Source organism: Streptomyces sp. NPDC008079 (assembly GCF_042957385.1).
In the GTDB taxonomy this organism is placed as follows: domain Bacteria; phylum Actinomycetota; class Actinomycetes; order Streptomycetales; family Streptomycetaceae; genus Actinacidiphila.
This window is the reverse complement of record NZ_JBIBIC010000005.1, coordinates 191,668-214,124: the sequence shown is the minus strand read 5'-3', so window position 1 is coordinate 214,124 and position 22,457 is coordinate 191,668. Positions and strand designations below refer to the sequence as shown.

The 22,457-nt window shown below is 75.0% G+C and carries 19 protein-coding genes and 1 pseudogene; 12 read left to right on the top strand and 8 right to left on the bottom strand.

Features of this window, described 5'->3' with window-relative positions; translation table 11 throughout:
• The first annotated feature begins 61 nt into the window (after positions 1-61).
• Entirely contained in the window at positions 62-994 is a 933-nt protein-coding gene (locus ACFZAM_RS14380) for a ricin-type beta-trefoil lectin domain protein (RefSeq protein WP_391045918.1), read from the top strand.
• 90 nt (positions 995-1,084) lie between these two features.
• On the opposite strand, the pseudogene ACFZAM_RS14375 reads toward ACFZAM_RS14380, so the two are convergent.
• From ACFZAM_RS14375 to ACFZAM_RS14365, 3 genes and pseudogenes are all read right to left on the bottom strand, one after another.
• Positions 1,085-1,372 (bottom strand): annotated as a pseudogene (locus ACFZAM_RS14375) (hypothetical protein); the annotation flags it as partial.
• A 74-nt stretch (positions 1,373-1,446) separates the two neighbouring features.
• A complete protein-coding gene (locus ACFZAM_RS14370) occupies positions 1,447-4,143 on the bottom strand; it encodes a YfhO family protein (RefSeq protein ID WP_391045916.1) in 2,697 nt (898 codons plus the stop codon).
• Positions 4,144-4,258: 115 nt separating this feature from the next.
• Positions 4,259-5,872: a glycosyltransferase gene (locus ACFZAM_RS14365; protein ID WP_391045915.1), complete on the bottom strand. Its 1,614-nt coding sequence runs from the start codon at positions 5,870-5,872 to the stop codon at positions 4,259-4,261.
• 168 nt (positions 5,873-6,040) lie between these two features.
• On the opposite strand from ACFZAM_RS14365, the gene ACFZAM_RS14360 reads away from it, so the two are divergent.
• From ACFZAM_RS14360 to ACFZAM_RS14345, 4 genes are all read left to right on the top strand, one after another.
• Positions 6,041-6,478 carry a BlaI/MecI/CopY family transcriptional regulator gene (locus ACFZAM_RS14360; RefSeq protein WP_391045913.1) on the top strand — a complete coding sequence of 146 codons (438 nt, stop codon included), beginning with the start codon at positions 6,041-6,043 and terminating at the stop codon, positions 6,476-6,478.
• Between the two features lie 295 nt (positions 6,479-6,773).
• Complete coding sequence (locus ACFZAM_RS14355; protein ID WP_391045911.1) at positions 6,774-7,862, top strand: M48 family metalloprotease; 1,089 nt, start codon at positions 6,774-6,776, stop codon at positions 7,860-7,862.
• Positions 7,863-7,967: 105 nt separating this feature from the next.
• Positions 7,968-8,711 (top strand): glucose 1-dehydrogenase, encoded by a 744-nt coding sequence (locus ACFZAM_RS14350; protein ID WP_355341557.1) that lies wholly within the window; start codon positions 7,968-7,970, stop codon positions 8,709-8,711.
• Positions 8,712-8,826: 115 nt separating this feature from the next.
• Positions 8,827-9,588 (top strand): NAD(P)H-binding protein, encoded by a 762-nt coding sequence (locus tag ACFZAM_RS14345; protein ID WP_391045909.1) that lies wholly within the window; start codon positions 8,827-8,829, stop codon positions 9,586-9,588.
• Between the two features lie 58 nt (positions 9,589-9,646).
• Here ACFZAM_RS14345 and ACFZAM_RS14340 read toward each other — a convergent pair whose 3' ends face one another.
• Complete coding sequence (locus ACFZAM_RS14340; protein WP_391045908.1) at positions 9,647-10,948, bottom strand: MFS transporter; 1,302 nt, start codon at positions 10,946-10,948, stop codon at positions 9,647-9,649.
• A 203-nt stretch (positions 10,949-11,151) separates the two neighbouring features.
• Between ACFZAM_RS14340 and ACFZAM_RS14335 the strand changes: the two genes are divergently transcribed.
• Positions 11,152-11,508 (top strand): YciI family protein, encoded by a 357-nt coding sequence (locus tag ACFZAM_RS14335; protein ID WP_391045906.1) that lies wholly within the window; start codon positions 11,152-11,154, stop codon positions 11,506-11,508.
• 7 nt (positions 11,509-11,515) lie between these two features.
• Positions 11,516-12,829 (top strand): sigma-70 family RNA polymerase sigma factor, encoded by a 1,314-nt coding sequence (locus ACFZAM_RS14330; protein WP_391045904.1) that lies wholly within the window; start codon positions 11,516-11,518, stop codon positions 12,827-12,829.
• Between the two features lie 31 nt (positions 12,830-12,860).
• Here the strand turns inward: ACFZAM_RS14330 and ACFZAM_RS14325 are convergent, their stop codons facing one another.
• Positions 12,861-13,343: an NUDIX domain-containing protein gene (locus tag ACFZAM_RS14325; RefSeq protein WP_391045902.1), complete on the bottom strand. Its 483-nt coding sequence runs from the start codon at positions 13,341-13,343 to the stop codon at positions 12,861-12,863.
• 354 nt (positions 13,344-13,697) lie between these two features.
• Here ACFZAM_RS14325 and ACFZAM_RS14320 point away from each other — a divergent pair, with 354 nt between their 5' ends.
• Positions 13,698-14,699 carry a threonine/serine dehydratase gene (locus ACFZAM_RS14320; RefSeq protein ID WP_355341575.1) on the top strand — a complete coding sequence of 334 codons (1,002 nt, stop codon included), beginning with the start codon at positions 13,698-13,700 and terminating at the stop codon, positions 14,697-14,699.
• Positions 14,700-14,790: 91 nt separating this feature from the next.
• Here ACFZAM_RS14320 and ACFZAM_RS14315 read toward each other — a convergent pair whose 3' ends face one another.
• Complete coding sequence (locus ACFZAM_RS14315; RefSeq protein WP_391045899.1) at positions 14,791-15,876, bottom strand: DUF5937 family protein; 1,086 nt, start codon at positions 15,874-15,876, stop codon at positions 14,791-14,793.
• 99 nt (positions 15,877-15,975) lie between these two features.
• Between ACFZAM_RS14315 and ACFZAM_RS14310 the strand changes: the two genes are divergently transcribed.
• From ACFZAM_RS14310 to ACFZAM_RS14300, 3 genes are all read left to right on the top strand, one after another.
• Complete coding sequence (locus ACFZAM_RS14310; protein WP_391045897.1) at positions 15,976-17,190, top strand: MFS transporter; 1,215 nt, start codon at positions 15,976-15,978, stop codon at positions 17,188-17,190.
• A 267-nt stretch (positions 17,191-17,457) separates the two neighbouring features.
• The gene (locus ACFZAM_RS14305; protein WP_391045896.1) at positions 17,458-18,927 is read left to right on the top strand and encodes an aldehyde dehydrogenase family protein; all 1,470 of its coding nucleotides are present in this window, start codon (positions 17,458-17,460) and stop codon (positions 18,925-18,927) included.
• 55 nt (positions 18,928-18,982) lie between these two features.
• Complete coding sequence (locus tag ACFZAM_RS14300) at positions 18,983-19,570, top strand: short chain dehydrogenase (protein ID WP_355341587.1); 588 nt, start codon at positions 18,983-18,985, stop codon at positions 19,568-19,570.
• Between the two features lie 96 nt (positions 19,571-19,666).
• Here the strand turns inward: ACFZAM_RS14300 and ACFZAM_RS14295 are convergent, their stop codons facing one another.
• Positions 19,667-20,254: a TetR family transcriptional regulator gene (locus ACFZAM_RS14295; RefSeq protein WP_391045894.1), complete on the bottom strand. Its 588-nt coding sequence runs from the start codon at positions 20,252-20,254 to the stop codon at positions 19,667-19,669.
• Positions 20,255-20,324: 70 nt separating this feature from the next.
• On the opposite strand from ACFZAM_RS14295, the gene ACFZAM_RS14290 reads away from it, so the two are divergent.
• Positions 20,325-21,218 (top strand): alcohol dehydrogenase catalytic domain-containing protein, encoded by an 894-nt coding sequence (locus tag ACFZAM_RS14290; RefSeq protein WP_391045892.1) that lies wholly within the window; start codon positions 20,325-20,327, stop codon positions 21,216-21,218.
• 33 nt (positions 21,219-21,251) lie between these two features.
• Here the strand turns inward: ACFZAM_RS14290 and ACFZAM_RS14285 are convergent, their stop codons facing one another.
• Complete coding sequence (locus ACFZAM_RS14285) at positions 21,252-22,424, bottom strand: ROK family protein (RefSeq protein ID WP_391045890.1); 1,173 nt, start codon at positions 22,422-22,424, stop codon at positions 21,252-21,254.
• Positions 22,425-22,457: the final 33 nt, after the last annotated feature.

Sequence of the window (22,457 nt, the reverse complement as noted above, 5' to 3'; positions counted from 1 at the left end):
GAGGCCCCGGCCCCGAGCGAACACCCCGCCCCCGCGCCCGACATCCCCCCGGAGACACCCCGTGCCGACGCCCGACTTCCCGCCGCCCGCCCTGGACAAGCCCGCGTCCGCGCCGCCGCCCGCCGCCTCGGACTTCTCCGCCACCTTCGCCGAGCACGCCTCCGTGCCCCGCCGCGGCCTGGTGCCCGGCGTGCGCGTGTGGGGCACGATCGGCGGCGCCGCGGCGGTGACGGCCGTCTGCGTGCTCGTCGTCCCGCTGCTCGGCGCTCTCGGCGGCGACAACGGCGGGGACGGCGGCCGTACGTCGGACACGGTGGTCGCCGCCGCGCGGACCGAGTCGCCGAGCGCGACGCCGTCGAGCACCGCCACCACCCCCGAGGCGGCGGTGACCACGACGAACCCGCCGCCGACGACCAGGCCGCCCGCGGCCAAGCACGCCGCCGCCCCGCCCGCCGGGAACTCCAGCGGTTCCGGCGGCTCGGGGGGCTCGGCCGGACCAGGGGGCGGCGCTCCGCGCACCCAGGCGACGAAGAAGGCCACGAGCCCGGCGACCAGGCAGACCGCCAAGCCGCCGGCGAAGGCGACCAAGGCCGCCGCGCCGCCCGCTCCGGCCAGGGTCGGCGACTTCCTGGTCAGCGCCGGGTCGGGCAAGTGCCTGAACGCCTCGGCCGGTTCGGACGGCACCCACCTGCAACTGTGGACCTGCAACGGCAACGTCAACGAGCAGTGGACCTTCGCCTCCGACGGCACGATCCGCAGCAAGGGCCTGTGCATGGACGCCGCTTGGGGCAGCACGGACGACGGGACGATCGTCCAGATCGCCTATTGCAGCGGCAATCCGGCGCAGCAGTTCACGCTGAGCGGCGGCGTGATCCGCGGCGACCAGTCGGGCCTGTGCGTCGACGTATGGATGGCCGCGACCTCCGACGGCACTCCGATCAAGCTCCACCCGTGCAACGGCGGCAGCAACCAGGCGTGGAAACGCAAGGGTTGACGGTCGACGGCCCCGAACTCCGGGCCCGTGCGGGCGTGCGGTGTCGGCTCGGCGACAGCGGGGGCCGCGGCGCGACAGGGTGATACACCGTCAGATCACCCTGCCGTGCCGGAACTCCCGCTGCCGCCGGTGCCGGAGGGCGTCCAGCGGTTCCGGCGCCAGCGACGACGGATGGCGGGCCTCCTTGACCAGGAAGTGCGGGTGCCGCTTGGTCTCGTAGGAGATCCGGCCGATGTACTCGCCGATCAGGCCGGGCATCACCATCTGGACGCCGCCCAGGCCCACGACGATGGCGACCAGGGTGACACAACCGGGCGCGTCGACCCCGGTGACCAGCGCGTCCACCGTGACCCAGGCCGCGGAGAGCCCGCCGAGCACGGCACGGGTCCGCGCGTCGAAGCGGTCGATGACCGCCTCCTCGTCGTCACAGGGCACGACGACCGAGAGCTTCGTCATGCGCGCCTCCCGGGGCGACGGAGACCGAGGGCGGTTCCGCGGAGCGCGGACCCGGCCAAGAGCCCGTCCGGCGTGGGGCGTTGGGGGAAGAGCCGCCGTGCGAGGGTGCGTCCGGCGGTACCCGAGGAGCCGTCGCGCCCCGAGCGGTCGCGGAACCGGCCGCCGACGCCGACCGCGAGCAGCACGGCCAGGGCGAGGCCGGAGGCCGGGAGCCCGGCGTTCAGACCGGGTGTGCGGAACGAGCAGGAGACCCGCGAACCGCCGCCCAGATCCACGGCGATGAGGCCGCCGAGGGTGCGGGGGGCCGTCGACGCGCCGCCGTCGACCGAACAGCGCCAGCCGGTCACGGCGGGCACGGCGAGGACCGCGGTGCCGTGGCCGCCCCGGCGGAAGGCGGCCGTGATCGTGTGGCCGCCCGCCGTGACCTCGGCCGGCCCGGTGGCCCGCAGCTTCGCGACCGCGCGCCGCAGCGCGCCCTGGTCGAGGCAGCCGACCGGGAACCGCGGGATGTCCTGCGCGGTGGTGGTGCCCAGCGCCAGCCGGATCCGGCCGCTCGCGGGCACGGCGCCGAGCGGCATGATCCCGTTGGCGGCCAGGTCGTGGACGCCGACCGCCCGGTACTCGGCGCCGTTCGCACGGACCGGGCCGGAGAACCAGGGCACGTACAGATACGCGAGGGTGCCCGGCGCGCAGGTCGCGGTGAACGACGTCCAGGCCGCGCCCTTGGCGTTGCCCGGCAGCCGCCAGGTGCCGTTCGGCTCGGGGACGGGCCGGGGCCCGGAGGCGGGAGAGAGCAGCGGCACGCGGTAGACCCGGGCGCCGAGCACGCGCTGCTGCCGGGCGAAGACCGAGGTGTCGCGGACGGCGCCGTCGAAGGCGGCGCCGGGCCTGAGGGTGACGATCGGGGGAGCGGGCGCGGTGTGCTGGGCGACGGCGCTCGGCGCGCCGGGCACAATGCCGAGGGAACTGCTCACTCCCATGATCGCCCGGCCCACCGGGTCGTCGAGGCCGTAGATGTGACGGCCCCTCATGGTCCAGGCGGAGCCGAGGGCCTGGAGGGTGGCCGCGGTCCGCGCGGGCAGATAGCTGCTGTAGTACGAGCCGCCCTCGCCGCCGAGCAGCAGCGGGTCGTTGGCGGTGTACTGGTGCGGACCGGGGTCGGTGCGGGTCGCGGGCCAGTCGTCCCGCGCGCCGACCGCCGCGTGCGCGGTGAGCGACGCGGCGCTGATCGTCTCCCTCGGCGTCCACCGGGGGTTGTCGTCCCTGATCACGCTGACGGAGAAGACGCTGTAGGCGGTGGCGAGGAAGACCGAGCAGGTCAGCGCGGCGAACACGCCGATACGTACCCGGCGGTCGGTCCGGTGGCGGGCGAGCAGCAGCAGAAGGCCGAGGACGAGGGCGCTGTCGGCGAGGATCAGGATCCACTCGCCGCGCGTGAAGTAGTGGCCGCCGCTCACCACGGCGAGCAGGGCCGCCAACGCGGCCCCGCCCGCGAGCAGTTCACGTGGGCGTGGCCTGCGGGAGAGCGCCAGCCAGGCGACCGCCACCAGCATGGACGTCAGCGCGATGGCGGCGCGGTAGGGGCTGCCGTTGGGCATGGCCAGGCCGTGCCACAGCAGGACCGTCGGCTTCCAGACGTACGACAGGGCCACCAGGACCAGCAGCCCGGTCCAGACCGCGCGTTCCCTGCCCGGCACCCGCCGCATGAAGGGGAAGGCGAGCACGAGCAGCAGCGGCAGCAGCCCGACGGAGATCCGCGGGGCGGACGGGTAGAGGCCGCCGGGCAGCAGGTGCGCGAGGTAGTCGAGGGCGGCGGGCGGCGTGTAGTCCTGGGGCCCGGCGGGCTGGGACGCCTTGCTGGCGGTGTAACTCACCGTCAGCACGGGCGCGGCCAGCAGCAGGCCGGTCGCGGTCGCCGCCGCGGCGCGCAGCAGTGCGCGCCAACGGTCCCGCACCGGACGGGAGTCGAGCAGCAGGCGGGCGCCGAGGACCAGACCCATGCCGAGGGTCGCCATGGCCGCGGTGTAGAAGTTCGCCGCCCAGCACAGGGTGATCACCAGCGTCGCGGGCACCCAACGGCGGTTGTGCAGACACCAGTCGTAGGCGATGCCGAGCAGCGGGAAGGACGACAGGCCCCACATCCACATGGGGTCGCCGAAGCCGTCCGAGACCGTCCAGGTGCTCACCGCGTAGCCGACCGCGAGCAGCGCGCGCAGCCACGGCGAGCCCGGCCGCAGCCTGCCGAGGCAGACCGTCATCAGGGCCGCGCCGAGTCCGATGCTCAGCACCGTGGCCGTGAAGACGGCCGCGTTGACGGCGTCGCGCGGGAAGAGCCCGACCAGCCAGGAGAACGGGTTCATCAGATACGTGAAGAAGTCGGCGAGGAAGGGGACGCCGTATCCGCTGCCCCAGTTGACGATCAGGTCGCCGGTGGCGCGGCCGTGCATCAGGTCCCACAAGTGGGCGTGGTACGGCACGAATTGGTTGCCGAGGTCGTTGACGGCCCGCGATCTCGGTCCGAACGGGTACGTCCCGTGCACGGCCAGCGCCAGGCAGTAGGCACCCATGGAGACGGCCGCCGCGAGCAGCGCCGCCAGCGGTGTCGCGGCGGCCCGGAGCGCCGGGCGGCGCGGCGGACCGGCGGGCGGCGCCGCTGGGGGTGTGTCGATGGCCGCGGAGGAGGAGGTCAGCACCGTGTCCCGCTTGCTCGTATGCCTCGGATCGTCTCCCGGCGTATCCTACTACGTTCTTTGTAGTAGTTTTCGGCATCTCGTCGCTTCGTCGTCCTCCGGCGCCGACCGCCGGGGTTCATACCGCGGACGCCGTCGTACGCGACCGGCTCCGCAGCCGTCTCAGGGCCACGTCGAAGGCCCCGCGCGCGCCGGGTGCCAGGCGCAGCGCCAGCGAACCGCCCGCCGTCCGGTACGCCTGGATCAGCGCGACGCCGTACCGCCCGCAGGGGGTGACCGTGCGCCGCAGCCCCGAGTCCTGGGCGCGCGGCGCGAGCGGGGCCGTCACCGTGCCGTCGGCGTACCGCAGCCGCACCCGTACGTCCCAGGTCTGGGTGCCGCGACAGCCCGCGGCGGCGAGCCGGCCCACGTCGAGCGGGACGCTGGCGCGCCAGCGACCGCACTCGTCGTACGCCGTGGCCGTGGTGGTGACGGCGGGTTCCGCGCCGTCCCGTGCGATGACGTCGACCTCCACGGCGACCGGGCCGCCGACCGCGGCGAGGCGGCCGTACAGATCGCGGATTCGCAGCCGCAGGCGCCCGTGGCGGCCGGTGAACAGCGTGCCGTCGACCGTCAACGGCAGTGCTTGGAGCGGAAGTTGGCCGAGCCCGTCGAGCCTGACGTCGCGCAGGCCGTCCGACCAGACGGGACCGGCCGACGTCCGCGCGTACGGCGGGGCCAGTCTGGCCGGGTCCGCCGCGAGCTGCGCGAGCCGCGCCAGGTCGCGCGGGGCGTCACCGGCCAGCACCACCGCGGCGATCCAGCGGGCGGGGGCCGCAGCCGCGGCTCGCTCGGCGTCGGTGAAGGAGGCCAGGTAGGCGCGGGCCAGTCTCCACCACGCGCGCTGGTACGCGGGGTCGCGGCCGGGCAGTTCGCGGACGTACAGGCACAGGTCGTCGTCGAGGAATTTGGTGCGGCAGGCGGCGGCGAGCAGGGGGCGGCGGGCGGCGGTGAAGACGTCGACGGCCTGGCGGTGGGCGGCGACGCGGGCGGCCCAGTCGCCGATGCCCCGGCGGGCGGGCGCGACCGGCTCCCCGGCCTCGCGGCGCGCCCGCCGGACGCAGACGGTGTCGGGCACGACGGCGATCGGCGGTCCCGCCGCCAGCACGCGGGCGGTGAAGACGAAGTCCTCGTAGGCGAAGGTGCCTTCGGGGCAGCGGAGCCGGTGCCGGTCGAGGAAGGCGCGCCGGTAGAGCTTGTTGACGCACAGGGTGTCGCGCAGGAGCTCCGGATGGTCCTCGGGGGACGCGAGGACGGCGGCCTCGCGGTAGAGCGCGGGCTGCCAGCGCACCTCACGGCCGCCGGGCAGTTCGCGGCGGACGGCGACGCCGACGGTGACCGGCGTGCCGTGGGTCTCCGCGGCGGTCAGCAGCGCGCGTACGGCGCCGTCCGGCAGCACGCCGTCGCTGTCGAGGAACATCACGTACTCGGCGGTGGCGACCGCGACGCCGTCGTTGCGGGGCGTGCCGCGACCGCCGCTGTTCTCGGCGCGGTGCACGACGCGCAGCCGGGGCTCGCGGGCGGCCAGCGCGTCCAGGACGTCGGGCGTCCGGTCGCGGGAGGCGTCGTCCACCGCGACGACCTCGGTGACGGCCGGGCCCTGCGCGAGCGCGGACCGTACGGCGGCGCCGACGGTTTCAGCGTCGTCGCGGGCGATGACGACGACGCACACGCCCGGCCCTGTCATCCGCATGGCGAACGGTCCATGGCGGCCACTCCCTGTCGGCCCTCTCCCGGTCGGCGGCCCGGTGCTCCGGGACGCCGTGATGCCGGTGGTTACTACACTCCTTGTAGTAGCCACCCGGAACCGGAAGCTACTACAGACCTTGTAGTAGCGTAATAAGGGGAGACGAGATCACCGATGGCCCCTCAGCGCCGGAGCCGCGGCAGTCTGGCACGCGACATCCAGGCCGTACTCGCCGCGGGCGCAGGACCGATGACCCCCGCGCAGGTCCGCGACGCGCTCGGCGGGGAGCTGGCCTACACGACGGTGATGACGGTGCTCACCCGGCTGCACGCCAAGGGCGAGGTCACCCGGCGGCAGGAGGGCCGCGGCTACGCGTACACCGCGCCCGCGCACCCGGCCGAGGTCACCGCGCAGCGCATGCAGCGACTGCTCGACGCCGACGACGACCGCGCCGGTGTGCTCGTCCGCTTCGTCGGCACGCTCAAGGCCGCCGACGAACACCTCCTGCGCAGCCTCCTCGACCCTCCGGGCCCCGAAAGTCGCCGGAACGGCGAGGCAACCGACGGCGCGGCCGATCCGTCTGACGGACCGGAGCCGGACGGAGAGCGGTGAAGGTGCTGACAGCGGTGGACGCGACGAACGGGCGGCACGCGACGGGCGCGACCGCCGTGCGCGGGCCGACGCCCAGGGACCCGACCGCGTCACGCCGTTCGGCGTCCCCGGACCCGACCGCTGTGCGCGGGCCGACGCCTCAAGACCCGACCGCCGTGCCCGGATCGGCGTCCCCGGACCCGACCGACTCGACCGCGTCGCGCGGATCGACGCCCCAGGACCCGACCTGCTCGACCGCGTCGCGCCGTCCGGCACCCCCGGACCGGCGGCCGGCGGCCGACACCGGGGAGGCGACGTGACCGGAGCCGTCTGCGCGACCACCCTCGTCTGCCTGCTGTTCGCGCTCACCGCGCCCCGGCTCGGAAAGCTGCTGCCGCCCGCCACGGCCACCCGGCTGCTCGTGCCCGCCGCGCTCGCGGTGGCCGCCTCGACCCTGTTCGTCCTCGGCGAGCTGGGCTTCACCTGGCTCGGACAGGTGCCCGCGATCGCCGCGCTCGGACCGTGGTCGCCCAAGCGCCTCGACGCCCTCGACCCCGTGCCCGACCCGCTGGCGGCGGCCAGCCTCGTCCTGCTGGCCGCGGCCGTCGCGCACGCCTCGCTCACCGTCGTCCGCCGACTGCGCGCGCTGGCCGCCGTCTACCGGATCGCCCGCGGCCCGCGCACCGCCGACCCCGTGCTCGTCGTCGACAACGCGTGGCCCGACGCCTTCACCACCCCCGCTCCCGCCGCGCGCATCGTCATCACCACCGGCCTGCTCAGGGCGCTCACCCCGCAGGAGCGGCAGGTCGTCCTCGCCCACGAGCACTCCCACCTCAACCACCGGCACGTCTGGTGGATCCTCGCCGCCGAACTGGCCGCGGGCGTCAACCCGTTGCTGCGCCGTACCGCCAAGGCTGCCGGTCAGGCCGTCGAGCGCTGGGCGGACGAGGACGCCGCCCGCAGCGTCGGCGACCGGCAGCTCGTCGCCAGGACCATCGCCCGCGCGGCGCTGCTCCAGCACGACGCGCCGCACCCGGCCGCCGGAGCCGCGCCCGTCGCGGCGGCCACCGGCAGCGACGTCCCCGCGCGGGTGCACGCCCTGCTCGGCCGCCCGCCGCGCCGCCGCCCGCTGGCCCTCACGACACTGGCCGCGCTGCTGGTCGCCAGTACGGTCGCCACCGCCGCCGTCGAACGCACCGGCGAGCACCTCTTCGACCGCGCGGCCCAGCCGCCGCCCGCCACCGTGCGCGACCACGTCCATGTGCACGCGCGCGTCCCCGCGCCCCACCGCGCGCACACCCCCGCACCGGGCCGGGTCACCCGCCACCTCCACTCGTCGCTGGTGCCCGCCCTCGCACGGGACCGGGTCGACCGCGACACGGGCGGCGACCGCCTCCCGGGGTGAGCGCGGCTCGCACCGCCCTTGGCGCGCCCTGTTCCGCGCCGGTACGGACCGGCGTAGGTTCTGGGGCGGAGACCGCGGCCGCAACGGCCGCCGGGGGAGGGCTGCATGACCGTGCTCAAGGGCAAGACCGCTGTGGTCACCGGCGGTTCGCGGGGCATCGGCCGGGCGATCGTGGAACGGCTCGCACGCGACGGCGCGGACGTCGTGTTCGGCTACGCGCGCGACGCCGAGGCCGCGGCCGATGTCGTACGCACCGTCGAAGAGGCGGGCGGGACCGCGCGGGCGCTCCGGGCCGACCTCGTGGAACCCGGCGCCGCCGAGCGGCTGATGGCCACCGCCGACCGCCACCTCGGCGGCCTGGACATCCTGGTCAACAACGCCGCGCTGAGCATCACCCCCGCGCCCCTGGCCGACACCGACGAGGAGATGTACGACCGCGTGATGGCGGGCAACGCCAAGTCCACCTTCCTGACCATGCGTTACGCGGCCAGGCACCTGCGCGACGACGGCCGTGTCATCAACATCTCCACCCTCAACACGCTCCGCCCGGCGCCCGGGAACGCGCCCTACGCGGCCAGCAAGGGCGCGATCGAGCAACTGACCCGAGTGGCCTCCCGCGAGCTCGGCGCGCGCGGCATCACCGTCAACACGGTCTCGCCCGGCGCCACCGACACCGACCTCCTGCGCGAGGCCAACCCGGGTGCGGACTTCCAGCCGCTCATCGACCTCACCCCGCTCGGCCGCCTGGGCCGCCCCGCCGACATCGCGGACGTCGTCGCCTTCCTCGCCGGCCCCGCCGCCCGCTGGCTCACCGGCCAGAATCTCCGCGCGGACGGCGGCCTCAGCTAGTGGGGACCTGCGGTCTCCCCGCCGTGTCCCCACGGTGGCCCCGCGACAGACCATCGGATTCCGGCTCCGAACGAGACCGCCGGACGACTCGCCAGACGAACACGGAGAAGACGTCATGACAGCATCCATCCTGGTCACCGGCGGTACGGGCACCCTCGGGCGGCACGTGATCCCGCTCCTGCCGGAGGCGGGCACCAAACCCCGGGTGCTGAGCCGTACGGCCCACGCGTCCGGCGACGGCGTCGAGTACGTCACCGGCGACCTGCTCACGGGCGAGGGAATCGACGCGGCGGTGGACGGCATCGAGACCGTCCTGCACCTCGCGGGCGACGCGAAGAGCGACGACAAGTCCACCCGTGCCCTGCTGACCGCCGCGTCGGCCGCGGGCGTACGGCACTTCGTCTACATCTCGGTCGTCGCGGCGGACAAGGTCCCGCTCGGCTACTTCAAGGTGAAACTGGCCGCCGAGCGGATGGTGGCCGAGTCCGGGCTGCCGTGGACGACGCTGCGCGCCGCGCAGTTCCACGAGTTCGCCTTCACCGTGATCGGGAAGATGGCCAAGCTGCCGGTGCTGCCGATCCCCGGCGTGATGCGGCTCCAGCCGGTCGACTCACGCGAAGTCGCCGCCCGCATGGTGGAGTTGGCCCTCGCCGAGCCCGCGGGGCGGGTCCCCGACATGGTGGGTCCCACCGTCTACACGCTGGCCGAGGCGGCCCGCGGCTACCTCCAGGCGGTCGGCAAGCGCCGCCCGATCATGCCGGTCCCGATGCCGGGCAAGGCCGGGCGCGTGTACCGGGACGGGGAGAATCTGACGACTGAGGGCGCCACCGTCGGCGAGCGCACCTGGGAGGCGTTCCTGGCCGAACGGGCGGTCTGACCACGGTACGTGGGCACACCGCGGGCCGCCGTCCGCTCCGCGTACGAGGGGGCGGCCCTCACGTACGCGGAGGTTCGCCCCTGCCCCGGACCGGATGCTCCGGCTGCCCGGACGCGTCCCCCGGCGGGCGCGGCTCGGGTACGGGGGCGGGGGCCGCGCCGCCCGCGACCCGTGTGCTCGACCGGCGGGTACCGGTCGTCGCGTAGGCCGAATAGCGCGGCACCCAGCGCAGCAGCGCGCCCGCCGCCGCGAGGCCGACCGCGCCCATGAGGGCGATCCCGGCCGCGAGGCTGCCGAGGGCGGCGGCGGCCGAGACGACCAGCGGACCGCCCGCCGCGCCGGAGTCCGCGCACAGCCGCCACACACCGAGGAACTGCGAGCGGGCGCGCGGCGGCGCGACATCGGCGCCGAGGGTCATGAGGATGCCGCTGCCGATCCCGTTGCCGAAGCCCATCAGCATGGCGACGACGGTCAGCGACGCCAGGCTGTGGGTCAGCGGCAGCGCGGCCTGCGCGCAGCCCAGCACCACCATGGACGGCACGGCGATCCACAGGCGGCCCGCCCGGTCCATCACCTGCCCCGACGGGTAGAAGGTCAGGGTGTCGACCAGCCCCGCGATCCCGAAGACCACACTGGTGGACGAAGGGCTCAGACCCAGATGGTCGGCCCACAGCGGCAGCACCGTCTGCCGGGTCGCGCGGACCGAGGCCACCAGCAGGACGGCCAGGCCCAGCGTCAGGAAGACCCGGCGGTGGCCGCGCAGCACCGACCGTACCGAGGCGGTCTCCCGTACGGCCCCCGCCGCCGGGTCCGCGACGTCGCGCACGGTCAGCAGCACCACGACCGTCACCGCCGTGCACAGCAGCGCCAGCCAGTAGATGTCGTGCACCGGGAACCTGGTGAGCACGGCCGCGCCGAGGAACGGCCCGACGAAGGCGCCGACGCGCGACATGCCGCCGAGTGTGGACATCGCCCGCGCGCGCAGCCCGGTGGGCACGACCTCGGTGAGATACGACTGTCTGGCCAGGATGAAGACGGCGTTGGAGGCGCCGGTGACGGTCACCGCCACCGCGAGCTGCCACACGCTGCGGGCCAGCGCGCAGCCGGACAGCGTCACCGCCGTGACCCCGGAGGCGACCAGCATCGCCTTGCGGTCGCCGAGCCGCGCCGCCAGCGCACCGGCCGGCACGTCGCCGAGGATCTGCCCGACGCCGAGCAGCGCCAGCACCAGCCCGGCGCTGCCGACGCTCGCGCCCAGCGCTCTGCCGCTGAGCGCGAGCACCGGAGCGAGGGCGCCCATGCCCGTCTCGAAGATCAGGACCGGCAGGAAGACCGCCGGTATCAGACTCCTCAGGGACACGGGACGCGCACTCACCTGTTGATTGCCTCACCTCGGGCCGGACCTCACCGGGCACGCCCTCGGTCGGCGGCGGGCCGTCCACCATTCAACAACAGCCGAGATGTCGATCCGGGCCCGACCCGTTCGTATGGACAGTGAGAGCCGGTCGGCGCACCGGCCGCAGGAACCGGGCAGGAGCCCGGTACGGACCCGGGAGGCACCCCATGCCGCAGTATCTGCTCAGCGTCTACCAGCCCGACACCGACGAGCCGCCGTCCGCCGAATTCCTCGCCCCGATCCGGCGCGACCTCGACACGCTCAACGCCGAGATGAAGGCGGCCGGGGCCTGGGTCTTCGCCGCGGGCCTGTTCCCGGCGGGCACGGCCACCGTGCTGCGGCACAAGGGCGACGACATCCTGACCACGGACGGCCCGTACGTCGAGGGCAAGGAGCACCTCGGCGGCTTCACGATCGTCGAGGCGCCCGACCTGGACGCCGCCCTCGCGTGGGGCCGCGCGCTCGCCCGCGCGACGACCCTCCCGATCGAGGTCAGGCCGCTCCGGTACGGGCCGTCCGAGTGACGTCGGCATGACGCGCGAGCCGGAGCGACGGCCGCCGTACGAGGGGCCGGAGCCGGGGCCGGAGCCACGGGCGGCGTACGGGCCGGGAAAGGGGGCGGCGCCCGAGCCGGAGGCCGCCCGCGTCTTCCGCGAGCAGTACGGCCGCGCCGTCGCCGTCCTCGTCCGCTCCTTCGGCGACATCGACGTCGCCGAGGAGGCGGTCCAGGACGCGTTCACCACGGCGGTACGGCGCTGGCCGGCCGACGGGGTGCCGCCGAGCCCGGCGGGCTGGATCATCACCACGGCGCGCAACCGCGCGATCGACCGGCTGCGCCGCGAGTCCTCCCGCGCGGACCACCAGGCCCAGGCCGCGCTGCTGCGGGCCGACCGGGAACCGGCGCGAGAGGAGGGCCCCGTGCACGACGACCGGCTGCGGCTGATCTTCACCTGCTGCCACCCGGCCCTCTCCCCGGCGGCCAGGACCGCCCTGACGCTGCGGCTGCTCGGCGGGCTGACCACGGCCGAGATCGCGCGGGCCTTCCTGGTGCCCGAGCCGACCATGGCGCAGCGGCTGGTGCGGGCCAAGAGCAAGATCCGCGACGCGCGCATCCCGTACCGCGTCCCGTCCGACGCCGACCTGCCCGACCGGCTCCGCGCGGTGCTCGCCGTCGTCTATTTGATCTTCAACGAGGGCCACACGGCCGGTTCGGGCGACCGGCTGGTCCGCGCCGACCTGTGCGCCGAGGCGGTACGGCTCGGCCGCCTGCTGCACGCGCTGATGCCCGACGAGCCCGAAGTGCCCGGCCTGCTGGCGCTGATGCTGCTCACCCGGTCGCGGGAGGCGGCGCGCACCGCCGGGGACGGCGGCCTCGTCCTCCTCGCCGACCAGGACCGGAGCCGGTGGGACCGCGCCCTGATCGCGGAGGGCCAGGATCTCGTACGGCAGTGCCTGCGGCGGGGGCAGCCGGGTCCGTACCAGATCCAGGCGGCGATCAACGCCGTGCACAGCGACGCGCCGACGGCGGCGGCCACGGACTGGCCGCAGATCGTGACGCTGTACGACCAGTTGCTCGCCGTCGCCCCCGGCCCGGTCGTCGCCCTCAACCGCGCGGTCGCGGTGGCCGAGGTCCAGGGACCGGCGGCGGCGCTCGCCCTCGTCGACCGCCTCGACCTGGACGCCTACCACGTCCTGCACGCCGTCCGCGCCGACCTGTTGCGCCGCCTGGGCCGTACGCGGGAGGCCGCGGCGGCCTACGACGCGGCGCTCGGGCGGACCGACAACGCGGCCGAGCGGGCCTTTCTGCGCGGCAGGCGGCGGTCGCTCGACGGGCCGACGCCGTAGGGCCGGTGGGGGCGGCCCCGTATGCCCCTCGTCAACCGGCGCGCAGCGCGGCCAGGCGGTCGAGGAAGACGCGCTGCCCCTCCACGATCTTCTCGTGGGCCTGCGGCAGACCGAGCCAGGCCACCCGGTCGATCTCCGGGAACTCCTGGAGGCGGCCCGACCCCTTCGGCCACTCCATCGTGAAGGTGCCGGGCACGGCGAGGGCCGGGTCGAAGTCGGCGTGCAGCGCCCAGGCCGTGACGACCTTGCCGCCGGACTGCTCGGTCTCGCCGAGCGGGAGGAGTTCGCCGTCGGGCAGCGGCAGGCCGACCTCCTCCCGGAACTCGCGCCGGGCGGCGTCCACCGCGGCTTCGTCCGCCCCGTACTCGCCCTTGACGATCGACCACGCGCCCGCGTCGCGCCGGGCCCAGAAGGGCCCGCCCATGTGCCCGAGAAGGACCTCGATCCCGGCGTCCCGGTCCGCGCCGCCGACCTCGCGGAAGAGCAGGACCCCGGCGCTGCGCTTGTTCACCACACCGCCAAGTCTGGCCTCCCGGCCGAGGTTTACGGGAGAGGCGCACCAGACAGACGCCTGCCGGACCGGGCCCGCGCAAGGCCGCGTCCCCCCGCGCCCCGGTCGGCACCCTCGCACGGCGCCGCTTTGGCCGCAGCCGTCGCCGTCCGCGCGGCGGGGGGATCTCCATGGCGACGTCGACCGGGTGCCACCAGGCGTCCTGGGCGGCGCGGGGCGCCGATCGGGCGCGTGGCACGATGATCGGACCGCGAAGAGCGGCCCTGACCTCAAGCCGTGACCTGAAGCGCTTCACCTGAAGCACCTGACCTGAAGCCCTTCACCGTCCCCCGAACCCCCGAACCCCCGGAGCAGCGCGTGCGCCACCTCGACTATGACGACATCCGGCAGGCGGCCGACCGCATCGACGGCCACATCAGGCCGGTGGCCGTCACCAGGGCCGACCCCGGCCTCGTCGGCGGCGGCCGGGGCGGCGAGCCCTACGAGCTGTGGTTCGCCCTGGAATACCTCCAGTTCACGGGCTCCTTCAAGGCGCGCGGCGCGCGGAATTTCCTGCTCGCGCACAGCGCCGCCGGCACCCTCCCGGCCGCGGGCGTCACCATCGCGTCCGGCGGCAACGCCGGGCTCGCCTGCGCGTGGGCGGCCAAGGCTCTCGGCGTCCCCGCCACCGTCTTCGTGCCCGAGACGGCCCCCGCGGTGAAGGTCGCGCGCCTGCGGGCCTACGGCGCGGACGTACGCCTGGTGGGCAAGGAGTACGCCGAAGCGCTCGCCGCCTGCGAGGAGTTCACCGCCACCGCGGGCGCGCTGGGCAGCCACGCCTACGACCACCCGTACATCGCCGCGGGGGCGGGCACCGTACTGGACGAGATCCGTACCGCGATTCCCGGCCTGGACACCGTCCTTGTGGCGGTCGGCGGCGGCGGACTGTTCGCCGGGGTCGCCACCGCCGCGCGCGAGCACGGCATCCGCGCCGTCGCCGTGGAGCCGGAGAACGCCCGTACGCTGCACGCGGCCGTCGAGGCCGGCCACCCGGTCGACGTGACCGTGGACTCCGTCGCGGGCGACTCGCTCGGCGCGCGCCGCGCCACCGAGATGGCGGTCCACGCGGGCCGTCAGGACAACGCGCGGTCCGTCCTGGTGCCCGACCGGGCCATCATCGCCGCCCGCCAGACGCTCTGGGACGAGCTGAGGATCGTCACCGAGGTGGGCGGGGCCACCGCCTTCGCGCCGCTGCTGCCGACCGGGGGAGAGGACGGCGGCGGGCGGCCGTACGAGCCGCGCCCCGGCGAGAAGGTGGCGGTCCTGCTGTGCGGGGCCAACACCGACCCCGGCGATCTGGTAGCCCGCGCGGAAGGCTGAGCCGCGGCCGTTCGAGGGCGTCCCGCTGCGGCGGGGCGTTCCGAGCGGCACCGCTCAGCGCAGGACGGCCGCCAGCGCCGAGCGGCGCCGCTCAGCGCAGGACGGCCGCCAGCAGATCGGAGCCGAGCGACGTCAGATCGGGCGCGTTGAGGGTGTACCGGACGTAACGGCCGTGGCGTTGGCTCGTGAGCAGGCCCGCGCGGCGCAGGACGGCGAGGTGGCGGGAGACCTCGGGGGGCGACAGCTCCCAGGCGTGGGCCAGTTCGACGGTGGTGTGCGGGCCGCGCGCGAGGGTGCGCAGCAGCCGCAGCCGTACCGGATGCGCGAGCGCCTCCAGCCGGAGGGTGACCGTCTCCATCGGCACCTGCTCGGACGGGCCCGGCTCGGCCACCGGGTACTGCACCACCGGCCGCCACCCGGGCGCGTGCACCGCCACCAGGTGCGGGCGGCCGAAGACGCTCGGGATGAAGGTGACCCCGTCGTCGCGGGCGGCGGTCGCGCTGTCCTGGAGCTTGTCCACGACGATCCGGTCACCGCCCGGCGCCAGGGCGACCGCGCCGGAGACCGAGGCGAGCGCCGCACCGAGACCCTGCCGCTTGAGCAGGTCGTGCTTCAGGCGCAGGTCGGAGGCGATGCTTACGGCGGCCCCCGACCAGGCGGCGTCGAAGAACGCCCCGGCGCACTGTTCGAGGGTGTCGCGCACCCGCGCCCGCACGGCGGCCGGGTCCGCGAGCAGCCGTTCCGCGAACGCCTCCTGCAACGCGCCGCGCGCCTGGGCGAGGTCCAGGGCCCGTTCGCGCGCGGTCGCGTCGGTGAGCGGCGACGGGGAGCCGAAGTGGATCCGGTTGCTGCCGCAGGTGGTGACCAGCGCGGCGGTCACGTACCGGGCGTCGTCGATCCGGTCCACATCGTCCAGTTCCTCGGCGAGGGTCGGCCGGGGCCGGGCGGGCACCAGGAAGTCGGCGCGCGAGGACCGCCACAGGAACTCCGCCTCCCGCAGCCGCTCGGCCAGCTCGGGCCGCAGCGCGGCCCACACGTCCGCGGCCCACCCGGCGAGCCGCGGATGGTGTCCGGGTTCCGCCAGGACGTGCAGCATCGCCGTCAGCTCCGCCAGCGGGGAGGCGGCGAACCGCAGCCGCTCGGGCGGCAGGCCGCCGATGTCGATCCGCAAGGTCACCCGCCCATTATGAGCAGCGCAAAGGCCCCTGGCCGCGTCGGTTGACGGTCTGCGTCAACCGACACGGCGGGCGCGGCGGCCGAACGCACCGTTGTCGCCATGGCAACCACCACCCAGATCCGGCCCCGCGCCCTCGTCCGCGCCTTCGGAGGCCCCCGCTACGCCGTCGCCATGACCGTGGACGCGCTCGGCACCGGCCTGCTCCGGCCGTTCCTGCTGCTCTACGGGGTGACGGTGCTGAGCCTGTCCGCGCCCGCCACCGGCATCGCCATGACGGCCGGTGTCGTCGTGGGGCTGGTGTGCGTGCCCGCCGTGGGGCTGTGGCTGGACCGGGGCGCGCGCAGTACGGCCGTGGCGGCGTCGATGCTGGTGCGCGTGCTGGGCGTGGCGCTGCTGCTGGCCACCCCGGCGGGCAACGGCTGGATGTTCGCGGCGGCGGCGCTCTTCCTCGGCATCGGCAACCAGGCGTGGCCCGCCGCCCACGCCGCCGTGGTGGCCACCGTCGCCCACGGCAGGGACCGCGACACCGCGCTCGCGGCGGGCCGCGCCCTGCGCAACGCCGGTATGGGCGCGGGCGCGCTGCTCGCCACCGCGTGCCTGGCGGGCGGCGCCGCCGCGTTGCAGGTCCTGGCGGGCGTCACCGGGCTCGCGTATCTCACCGCCGCGGCCCTGGCGTGGTCGGTCCGGCTGCGCGCGGACCCGGCCGCCGCCCCCGCCGAGGGCGGCGACAGCGGTCCCGCGCCCCGGATGCGCGCGCTGCTGGCCGCCAACGTGGTCTACGTCTTCTGCCTCAACGTCCCCGAGATCGCGCTCCCGTTGGTCCTGGTGACCCAACTGCACGCGTCCCCGGTGTGGTCGGCGGCCGTCTTCGTGGCCAACACCGTGCTGGTGGTCACCCTCCAGGTCCCGGTCACCGTCCTGATGTCCCGCTTCTCCCGGCGGTCCGTGCTCGCCCTCGCCGGTGTCGTCCTCACCGCGTCCTACCTCGGCTTCCTCGCGGCCACCGAACTGCGGCACGGCTGGGGCGCCCCGGCCGTGGCCACCGTGTCCGTGGTCTGCACGCTCGGCGAGATCATCTACGCCGGAAGCGCCACCGCGCTCGTCACCGCCCTCGCCCCGGCCCACGTCCTGGGGCGCACCCTCGCCCGCTTCCAACTCTCCACCGGCTTCGGCCTCGCCGTCTCTCCCGCGGCCATCACCGCCCTCGCCCCGTACGGCTCGACGGCTCTGTGGGGCAGCCTCGCCGCCGCGACGCTCCTGTCCTCCGCCGCGGTCGCCACGGAGAAGGACCAGGGGGCACGGCTCAGCGGTTGACGCGGACAGAACGCCTCCTGCCGGACGGCCCTCCTGCCGGACGCCCCTCCTCAAAGCCGGTCTTCGCTGCTACGGTGAGAGTTCGGAAGGTTAACAAACTCAGACGGCCGGACCGGCGCTGCCGTGCTGCCCGGGCGCGCGCGGACCGCGAGGACACCGCCGCGCGGGCCGCCGTACCGCCGCTCGCCCGTACCCGAGGCGCGGCGCCACCGGGACCCGCACCGCAACACCCGTACTTCGACCAGTGCTTCGACACGGAGGCCCGTTATGCCGACCCCATCCACGCCGCGCGCCCGGGACGGCGCTCTCTTCGTCGGCGGGGCCTTCGTCCCGGCCGAGAACGGGCGTACGTCGACGGTCCTCGACAAGGCGCGCCAGGAACCGCTCGGCCGGGCGGGCTGGGCCTCGCCCGCTGACCTGGACCGCGCCGCGCGGGAGGCCGCCGTCGCCGGACGGGCCTGGGCCGCCGCGGACTTCGGCGCCCGCGCCGACGTGCTGCGCGAGGCCGCCGCCCGACTGCGCGCCCGCGCGGGGGAGTTCGCCGACCTCATCGTCCGCGAGACCGGCTCGATCCGCGGCAAGGCCGAGTACGAGATCGCCGGAGCGGTCGAAGAACTCCACCTGGCCGCCGCGCTCGCCGGTCACATACGGGCCGAGACGCTGCCCACGCGCGCGCCCGGCCGGGAAAGCGTCGCGCAGCGCGTCCCGTTGGGCGTCGTCGGTGTGATCACCCCGTGGAACTTCCCGCTGGTGCTGGCCATGCGCGTCCTCGCGCCCGCCCTCGCCGTCGGCAACGCCGTCGTCCTCAAGCCCTCACCGCACACCCCGCTCAGCGGCGGACTGCTGATCGCCGATGTCTTCGCCGAGGCCGGACTGCCCGCGGGCGTGCTCCAGGTCGTGCCCGGCGGGCAGGACACCGGCGAGGCGCTGACCGCGCACCCCGACATCGCCATGGTCCACTTCACCGGATCCAGCGCCGTCGGCCGCACCATCGCGCGGGAGGCGGGCGAGCGCCTGAAGAAGGTCTCCCTCGAACTCGGCGGCAACAACGCCCTGATCGTCCTGGACGACGCCGACCTCGACCAGGCCGGACAGATCGGCGCCTGGTCCGCCTTCCACTACCAGGGCCAGACCTGCATCACCGCGGGCCGGCACATCGTCCAGCGGCCCGTCTTCGACGCCTACGTCGCCGATCTCGCCGCGCGTGCCGCCCGGATCACCGTCGGCGACCCGACCAGGGACGGCGTCGGCCTCGGCCCGATGATCAGCGCCGAACAGCGCGAACGGGCCCGCGAACTGCTCGCCGAGGCCGTCGCCGCGGGTGCCACGGTCGTCGAGGGCGGCGACGGCGACGGCCTCTTCCACCGGCCCACCGTCGTCACCGATGTCACCCGCGACATGGCCCTGTGGACCGAGGAGATCTTCGCCCCCATCGCCCCCGTGCTGGCCGTCGACACCGACGCCGAGGCTCTCGCCGTCGCCAACGACACCCCGTACGGCCTGGTCGACGCCGTCCTCACCTCCGACCTCGCGCGCGGTCGCCGCCTCGCCGCGGGGCTCGGCTCCGCCATGGTCCACGTCAACGACTCGACCTGCCTCGACGAGCCCCAGGCGCCCTTCGGCGGCCTCGCCGCGTCCGGCCTCGGCGGCCGTTCCGGCGGTGAGTCCAACCTCCACGAATTCACCCAACTGCGGTGGCTGACCGTGCAGTCCACGCCGGTCCACTACCCGTACTGACCGGGTCGGGTGGGGCCGTTGAGGGGGAGGGGGCCGGTGGGGGATGATCGGGGGCATGAGGGCACTGGTGATCGGAGCTTCCGGAACCGTCGGGAGCGCGGTGGCCGCCGCGCTGACAGCGGCACGGCACGAGGTGGTCGCGGCCTCGCGCCGGGGTCCGCTGAAGGTGGACCTCGAAGTCCCGTCCACGATGGACACGCTCTTCGGTGAGGTCGACGGTCTGGACGCGGTCGTGTGCTGCGCCGCCAACGGCCCGCTGCTGGAGCTGGCGTCGGCCACGGACGAGGACTTCGCGACCGGGGTGCGGGCCAAACTCTGGGGCCAGGTCGCCCTGGTCCAGCGCGCGGCCCGCCATGTGCGCGACGGCGGCTCCATCACCCTGACCGGCGGCACCTTCGCCGCGCCCATGGCGGGCGGCTCGCTGGGCGCGCTCATCAACAGCGGCCTCGAGGGCTTCGTCCGCAACGCCGCGAGCGAACTCCCGCGCGGACTGCGCCTCAACCTCGTCAGCCCCGGCTGGATCAGTGAGACCCTCCGGGCCATGTCCGCCGATCCCGCCGCGGGCACCCCCGTCCGCGAGGTCGCGGAGGTCTACGTCGGGATCGCGGAGGGGACGGTGCGGGGCCGCACCTTCCGCCCGTGAGCCGCGGGCGGACTTTCTCTGCCTGAGCCGCGGGTCGCTGCGTCCCGTCCCTGGCGTTCCCGGCGGTCGTCGCGTTCCCCGCGTCCTTCGCGTTCCTCACGCCTGCCGTGAGGGGCGGGCGGCCTCCCAGGCCGCCTCGATCATCGCGAAGACCTCGTCCACCGCGGCCTGCGGATCGGCCGACTCGCGGGCCAGCGAGAAGGCGTCGATCACGAACCTCGCGAGCGTCCGGCAGGCCGTCGCGCTCTGCGGCAGTCCGGGATCGGCGACGAGGGCCGCGGCCACCGACTCCGCGTGCCGCAGCCGCATCGACTCCTCGTACTTCCGCAGCGCGGGCGACCCGTCGATCATCCGCCAGACCGGCGCGGCGCCGTCCGCCGTGCAGTGCCGTACCAGGGCGTGTATCTCGCGGCGCAGCGCGGGCACGACCGGCTCGTCCGGCGCCCGGTCGGTGACCGCCCGCGTGAGGCGCTCCTCGAAGTCCTCGTCCTGCTCGAACACCAGCGCCTCTTTGGCGGCGAAGTGCGAGAAGAGCGTGGTGACGGCCACGTCGGCCTCGGCGGCCACGTCACGGATTCCCACCGCGTCGTAGCCGCGCTCCAGGAAGAGCCGCAGGGCGGTGTCGGCGATCTTCCGGCGGGTCGCGGCCTTCTTGCGCTCACGGCGTCCGGTCGGCACGGTCATGACCGCACACTATCAGCTACGAAAAAGGAACGGTTTCAAAAAACTAACCGTTAGTGTTACGGTCCGTCGCATGAAGAAAGTGAGCTTCGCCGAGTTCGGCGGCCCCGATGTCCTGCGCCTCATCGACGCCGAGGAGCCCCACGCGGGCCCCGGCCTGATACGCGTCGCCGTACGGGCGGCCGGTGTGAACCCCGCCGACTGGCGGGTCCGCGAAGGCCAGATCCTCAAGGCCCATCCGGTCCAACTGCCCGCGGGCGTCGGGCTGGACGCCGCCGGGGTGGTGGACGAGATCGGCGAGGGCGTCGACGGTGTCGAGATCGGCGACCACGTATTCGGCGAAGGGACCAGCACCTACGCCGAGTTCGCGGTCCTCTCGGCCTGGGCCCGGATGCCCGAAGGGCTGACCTTCGAAGAGGCGGCCGGATACCCCTCCGTGGTCGAGACCACGCTGCGGATCCTCCGCGAGGCCGGCGTCGAGCCGGGACAGACCCTGCTGGTCAGCGGCGCCTCCGGGGGCGTCGGATCAGCCGTCCTCCAGATCGCCCGCGACCGCGGCGTCACCGTCATCGGCACCGCGGGGCCCGCCAACCAGGACTACCTCCGCGAACTCGGCGCCCTCGCCACGACCTACGGCGACGGCTGGACCGACCGGGTCCGCGCCCTCGGCCCCGTCCACGCCGCGCTCGACCTCGCGGGCTCCGGCGTCGTCCCCGAACTCGTCGCCCTCACCGGCGACCCCCGCAAGGTCGTCTCCATCGCCGACCTCACCGCACCCGACCACGGCGTCCGCTTCTCCGGCACCGCGGGCAGCGTCCCCGCCGCCCTCGCCGAGGCCGCCGCCCTCATCACCCGCCGCGCGCTCCGCATCCCCGTCGACACCTCCTACCCCCTCGCCGAGGCCGCCGCGGCCCACGCCGACAGCCAGGCCGGCCACACCCGCGGCCGCAGAGTCCTGATCGTCTGACCCGCCAGCCGGACGAGACCGTGCGGACAGACCCTAGGTCATCGAGTCCAGGGCGCGGGTCAGGGCGACGTGGACGGCGCCGAGGAGGGTGGCGCGTTCGGCGAGGCCGCCGATGGTGATGTCGGTGGGCCAGGTCAGTTCGTGGACGGTGCGGCGGACTTCCAGGAGGACCAGCTGGTTCTGGCCCACGCCGCCGCCGAGGACGACGAGGCCGGGGTCGAGCAGGGCGACGACGGCGGCGACGAGGCGGCCGATGGCGGCGGCGTGTTCGTCGACGACGCGGCGGGCGGCGGCGTGGCCGGAGGCGGCGGACGCGAAGAGGGCCTTGGCGTCCAGCGGCACGGGCCCGCCGCCGGAGGCGGGCCAGGCGGCGCGGCAGCGTTCCATCAGGGCGTCGGAGCCGAGGAAGTGCTCGAGCCCGGCGCGCCGGGGCTGTTGGGACTCCGACCAGGGGAAGGGCAGCATGGCGGCCTCACCGGCGGCGCCGTTCGCACCCTGCATCAGGCGTCCGTCGAGCACGATGCCGACGCCGATCTTCACGCCGACCTGGATGTAGGCGAACATCTGCTGGTGGCGGGCGACACCGAAGCGGTGCTCGGCGACGGCGGCGCAGTTGACGTTGTTCTCGACGGTGACCGGCACGCCGTCGGGCACGGCGAGCGCGTCGGTGATCCGTACCGTGCCGTCCGGCTGAAGGCCACCGCCTCCGCGTCCCGCACCGGAAGCCCCCACATTCGGCAGCGTCGGCGCCGCGACCACCACCTCGCGCAGCGGCCCGTACCGCGCCCCGACCTCCTCGCGCACCGTACGCACCACCCCCGCCGCCGCGTCCGCCGCCTCCGGTGTGACCGTCGGCTGGTCGGAGGGCAGCCGCACCTCGGCGGTGCAGATCTCCTGCCCGTCGAGGGTGTACGCCGCCGCCCGGACCACGGTGGCGCCGATCTCGACGCCGAGGACGTGCCCGGCGGTCGGCGCGAGCGAGTAGAGGACGGCGCTGCGCCCGGTGGCGCCGCGTGAACTGCCCTGCCCCTCGACCAGCCCGAGCCGTGACAGCTCCGCCATGGCCACCGACATCGTGGGCCGGGACAGCGCGAGCGCGGTGCTGAGCTGCGGCCGGGTCGCCGGGCCGTCGGTGGCCAGCGCGCGCAGCACGGCGCGGGCGCTGGCGGGCAGTTCGAAGCGGTCGACGGCGGCGGTGGTGTCCATCAAGTCCCTTCTCGGACGGCGTCGGACGGTGCC